This window comes from Flavobacterium psychrophilum DSM 3660 = ATCC 49418 (assembly GCF_002217405.1).
Lineage (GTDB): Bacteria > Bacteroidota > Bacteroidia > Flavobacteriales > Flavobacteriaceae > Flavobacterium > Flavobacterium psychrophilum.
The window spans coordinates 1-5,091 of the sequence record NZ_MUHE01000071.1 but is presented as its reverse complement, the minus strand read 5'-3'; the positions used below and the strand labels follow the sequence as shown (position 1 = coordinate 5,091).

General features: G+C 29.7%; 5 protein-coding genes and 1 pseudogene. 1 reads left to right on the top strand and 5 read right to left on the bottom strand.

Going from position 1 to position 5,091, the window contains the following annotated elements; genetic code table 11:
- Window positions 1-114: 114 nt before the first annotated feature.
- The 5 genes and pseudogenes from B0A57_RS11855 to B0A57_RS11835 all read right to left on the bottom strand — a co-directional run bounded on the left by B0A57_RS11855 (window position 115) and on the right by B0A57_RS11835 (window position 4,218).
- Window positions 115-1,358 (bottom strand): annotated as a pseudogene (locus B0A57_RS11855) (IS256 family transposase).
- Between the two features lie 79 nt (window positions 1,359-1,437).
- On the bottom strand, window positions 1,438-1,617 hold the full coding sequence (locus B0A57_RS11850; RefSeq protein WP_038466425.1) for a hypothetical protein: 180 nt from the start codon (window positions 1,615-1,617) through the stop codon (window positions 1,438-1,440).
- Between the two features lie 360 nt (window positions 1,618-1,977).
- Entirely contained in the window at window positions 1,978-2,694 is a 717-nt protein-coding gene (locus B0A57_RS11845; protein WP_038466428.1) for a glycosyltransferase family 2 protein, read from the bottom strand.
- Complete coding sequence (locus B0A57_RS11840; protein WP_038466431.1) at window positions 2,691-3,941, bottom strand: hypothetical protein; 1,251 nt, start codon at window positions 3,939-3,941, stop codon at window positions 2,691-2,693. Before B0A57_RS11840 ends, B0A57_RS11845 begins: the two co-directional genes overlap by 4 nt.
- A gap of 64 nt (window positions 3,942-4,005) precedes the next feature.
- Entirely contained in the window at window positions 4,006-4,218 is a 213-nt protein-coding gene (locus B0A57_RS11835) for a T9SS type A sorting domain-containing protein (protein ID WP_038466434.1), read from the bottom strand.
- A gap of 48 nt (window positions 4,219-4,266) precedes the next feature.
- On the opposite strand from B0A57_RS11835, the gene B0A57_RS11830 reads away from it, so the two are divergent.
- The coding region (locus B0A57_RS11830) for an IS1595 family transposase (protein WP_458249591.1) at window positions 4,267-5,091 on the top strand (825 nt) is incomplete at its 3' end.

Sequence of the window (5,091 nt, the reverse complement as noted above, 5' to 3'; positions counted from 1 at the left end):
GATAATTCAAACTATTTGCAACGGTATTAAAAACAGTCATATTGAGTTGCTTGGTTTTGCGACACTATCCTAAAAAGTGTGTAAGTTTAAAAATATAGGGGTTTGACTTTTTAATTAAAGTTGAACCCTTTTTTCAAATATAGTTAAGAACTGGTTGAGGATTAATCCCCAATTTTGTATTGGCATCGACCATTTTTTGGTCGCTTCTCTCAGAGCCAAATATACGGATTTTAAAACAGCTTCATCCGTTGGAAATGACAATTTGTTTTTGGTGTATTTTACTCATTTGCTAATATTTTATTTTGGTATTCATGATGTGCTTCGCAGTTCTAATTTTTCCATTAAGGTTTTCTATTAAATTTGTGGTGTAAATTATTTTTCTGATTTCTACAGGAAAGTCAAAGAATACGGTGAGTTCTTCCCAATTTTCTTCCCAGGATTTAATAGCGTAGGGATATTTATGATTCCATTTTTTAGAAAAATCTTCCAAGGATGCTTTGCTGCTTCTTTGGTTGGAGCGTTGTAAATAAGCTTCATATCTGCCGAAAATTCCTTTTTATCTTTCCAAACTACATACCGAGCCGAGTTCCTGATTTGATGCACGACACAGATTTGGGTTTGTGATTCTGGGAATACATTTTTAATAGTTTGAGTAAAACCATTCAAATTGTCAGTGGCAGTAATTAGTATATCTTCAACACCTCTGGCTTTTAAATCGGTTAGCACTCCAAGCCAAAAACTGGCGCTTTCATTCTTACCTAGCCACATTCCGAGTACTTCTTTTTTGTCATCTCGGTTCAGACCAACAGCTAAATAGATGGTTTTATTGATTATTTTTGAGTTTTCACGAACTTTAAAAACGATTCCGTCCATCCAGACTATTAAATAAACCGATTCTAAAGGTCTATTTTGCCAAGCAATAATATCACTCGAAACAGTATCGGTAATTCTTGAAATTGTACTGGTAGAAATATCGAAATTGTAAACTTCTCGTATTTTTTCTTCGATGTCGCTATTGCTCATTCCTTTGGCACAAAGAGAGATAATCACGTTCTCTAAACCATCTAGCATATTTTGTCTTTTAGGGACAATTAAGGGGTTAAAAGTAGCGTCTCGGTCTCTTGGGACTTGAATTTCGGATTCTCCAAAAGATGTTTTATTTTTTTGTTAGAAAAACCATTGCGCGCATTGGTTTTAGTGGTCTTCTGGTGCTTATCATAGCCTAAATGAGCATCTAATTCGCCTTCGAGTATTTTCTCTATTCCGCGCTTTTGTAGTTGGGCTAAAATGCCATAAAGGTCTTCACCTGTTTTGAATTGCTTCAAAAATTCATCGGATAATAAATCTTCCTTTTTCATAAAATGTGTAAATATTAAAATTAAGTAAAAAAAGTATTAGGNNCCTAATACTTTTTTTACTTACACACTTTATGGGATGCTACCCTTTTGGATTATAATTTGTTGTGTTTTGCAATAATGAAATTAGCAAATCGTAATTATTGGTGCGTTGGTCATAACTCATTTGTGAGGTTGAGTGTTGATTTTGCTCTTCTGTTGAGTCTGTTGTTGGTGCGTTATTTACTTTACGAATTCCTTTTAATTTACGAGCGATAGTCATAAAATCTTCTAATTGTGCTGGTGTAACACCTTCGGTTGCTTTGTATGCTTTGCGAAGTTTGGTTATTTTTCTGCTTTGTGGAGCAAAAACATTTTCACGATTATCAACTGCAATAGAATAGGGAGCAACTAATGTATTTACACTTTCTTGATGTGCAAAAGAATTAGTGTATATGTTTTGTAAGTTTGGAAGTAATAATTTTGGATTACTTGGATTGTATATTGCAACTAATTGAACAATATATGTGTTAAGTAAATTTGCGTTTGCAATGTTTTTTGCGTGTCCTTTTTCAGATGTAGAAGCCCTAATTTTTTTAGTTTAATTGATTAGTTTGTAAATATATAAAAATAAATAATTATTCTATAAACGTAAAAAGCCATATTTAATTATACAATATATTGCGTGAAATCCATCCTTCCAATTAATTTTTTTTCCTTCATCATATGTTCTACCATAATAAGAAATTCCTACTTCGTATATTCTTATTTTTTTAATTCTTGAAACTTTAGCGGTAACTTCTGGTTCAAAACCGAATCTTTTTTCTTGCAATGAAATTGATTGTAATATTTTAGTGTCAAACATTTTATAGCAGGTTTCCATATCGGTTAAATTTAAATTGGTAAACATATTTGATAGGAAAGTTAAAAAACGATTGCCTATTGTGTGCCAAAAAAACAATACTCTATGAGGATTTCCTCCCATAAATCTTGAACCATATACTACATCAGCATGACCATCTAAAATGGGTTGCAAAAGAATGTTATATTCTTTTGGGTCATATTCTAAATCTGCATCTTGAATAATTATGTAATCTCCAGTTGCATTTTTTATACCCGTTTGTAATGATGCTCCTTTTCCTTTATTTTTGTTATGTTGCAATAGTTCGATTGGCAGTTCTATATGAGTTGATATGTAGTTTTTGACAACTTCTAAAGTATCATCTGTAGAGCAGTCGTCAACAATAATTATTTCTTTAACTATGTTTTGAGATAAATTTACATGTTCAATTTTATTAAGAATTAAATGTACTGTTCTTGCTTCATTAAAAACAGGTATTATAATAGATAGCTTTTTCATTTATGTTTTTTTGAAAATAAATTTATTTTTTCATTATATAACTTTGCAAATAAAATAATAACAAACGGAAAGAAAACTATATGAAAACGATCTCCTTGTGAGCATGAAACCCCCGATATTGTAATTGTATATAGAATGTAAAAACTTATTAGACTGTAAAGAAATTCATGCTTATATGATTTGAAAAGATAATATAAAGCCAATATAAATCCAACTATTGTAAAAAACCTATTTTGATACTTCGATATTATAGATAAACATTTTTTTAAAGTATTATAATAATCTTTATTTTTTAAATTTTTTGATGTTTCAATAGAACCATTTGGAGTTTTTGTGTTTTCAGACAAATCAGAAATATACGCTTTTATTAAGTTAAATTTATTATTATTTATTTGGCTTAATAAGTCTTTAGTAGCTATATTTCGTTGCTCTGGATAAGAAAATTTTGCTAAAAATTTTGCCCTTTTATTAGTGTTTTGATTTAATGTGTGATTTGTTTTATAATAAAATGCTTTGCTTCCGAGATAATTATAATATGTAACACTATCAATATAACTTAACGTATAATTACCATAATCGTTTTTCATTTTTACATACTGAAATGCAATTAATGATAGACTTAAATAGATAAAAAGAATACTTTTATTTCTATGATTTTTTAATAATGTTTTACCAAAATAGATGAAAATTATGATAGCAAAAAATTTCACACTAGGTTTTATGAGCATTGCAAAAAGTAAAATACTAACAGCCAAAGACAAGAAATGAAAGGATTTTTTTGTATAATATTTTTCAAGAAAATAAAAAACGGTAATCATTAAAAAAGTAAAAATACTTTCTGTTAATAATTGAAAATTAATGAAAACAAAACTTAGAATTGAATAAAACAATAATGTCCATAATAGAGCTTTATTAATTGGTAATTGTTTTTTTAAAAAATTAAATAGCAACAACGCAGTACCTAACCAAGCCATAATATTGATTATCAAACTAAATTGATAAATAGTAGCATCTGTAGCTCTAAAAAGATATGGTACTCCAGTAATAATAGCCATTCCAATAGGTCTAAAATAATGTGTTTTAAAATTATTATATAAATAACTTGCGGATTCTCTATAATTATCGCAATCGTTACAAATATTATTTTGATGTTTAATTTGCATTAATTCATTAAGAAATGATACCCAAAGTATGCCTATTATGATTAAAATAATTTGGTATTTATATTTAAAAAGCAATTTTATCATATGTTTTTTTTGTAAAAATAAGTATTTTCAATAGAAAAGCGGTTGATTTTACAACCGCTTTTTTTTACTGCTCTAAAAATTTGAGTGTTTCTGTTTGCTCTTTAGAATTTAGTTTAACAATATACAAACCACTTGCTAGGTTAGGAATACTTAATTCCAAATCTTTACCGTCAGTTTTAGTTTGATAAATCAATTTACCAAACGTATCAAATATAGTAATGTCAATTTCTGAAATCGGTTTATTTAAATAAATATGACTATCCGTTACTTGTACCAATGCTGAAAAAAGTTTATATTTGAGTCATCAACCTATCAAATGCGAGCTATGAACCTGCCTGAATTTTTCGAGAAATATCCTGATGACGCCTCATGTATTGAGGGATTCAAAGCCAAAGGGCTTGAAATTGGAATTGTATGTAAAAAGTGTGAACACACAGAACATTACTTTCGCAAGACAGATTTAAAATTTCAATGTAAAAAATGTGGTAGTCGCGTCAGCCTTCGTTCAGGTACTGTTATGGAGAATAGTAATTTGCCTTTTCAATATTGGATGCTCTGTATTGAACTGATGACTTTGTCAAAAAAGAGTTTTTCGGCATTAGAGATGCAACGTATGTTGGGACACAAGCGTTATGAATCAATTTGGTTTATGATGCACAAAATACGCCGAGTGATGAGTAAGCGTGATGAGAAATATCAATTAAAGGGCTGTATTGAATTTGATGAAGGATTCTTTGAAAGGGTTGACAACAAAGATATTATCAAAGAAAAGGAAAACGAAAATAGTCAAAAATCTACTCCTAATAAACGAGGTCGTGGAAGTGAAAAACAAGCTAAAGTATTGGTAATGGTTGAATCTGAACCCAGTATCTCTGCACCAAAAAAGGGTAAACCAAACAGAAAAGTTGGCTATCTAAAAATGGTAGTTATGGAAGATTTGAAATCAGAAACTATTAATAAAGAGGTTGGGAAATCGGTAGACAAAACGGCATCTGTATTAAGTGATGGCTACACGGGATATGTTAAACTCAAAGAAGTTATAACAAATCATTATGTTGTAGTAGAACCAGACAAGCAAAAGTCGGCAAAGATATTTCCTTGGGTAAATAGAACAATCAGTAATGCTAAAAAGACACTATCCCGCAAAGTG

Excerpts from the sequence above, each read along its gene's own strand:
- B0A57_RS11840 (WP_038466431.1), bottom strand. The coding sequence starts at position 3,941 with ATGATAAAATTGCTTTTTAAATATAAATACCAAATTATTTTAATCATA.
- B0A57_RS11850 (WP_038466425.1), bottom strand. The coding sequence starts at position 1,617 with ATGACTATCGCTCGTAAATTAAAAGGAATTCGTAAAGTAAATAACGCA.
- B0A57_RS11845 (WP_038466428.1), bottom strand. The coding sequence starts at position 2,694 with ATGAAAAAGCTATCTATTATAATACCTGTTTTTAATGAAGCAAGAACA.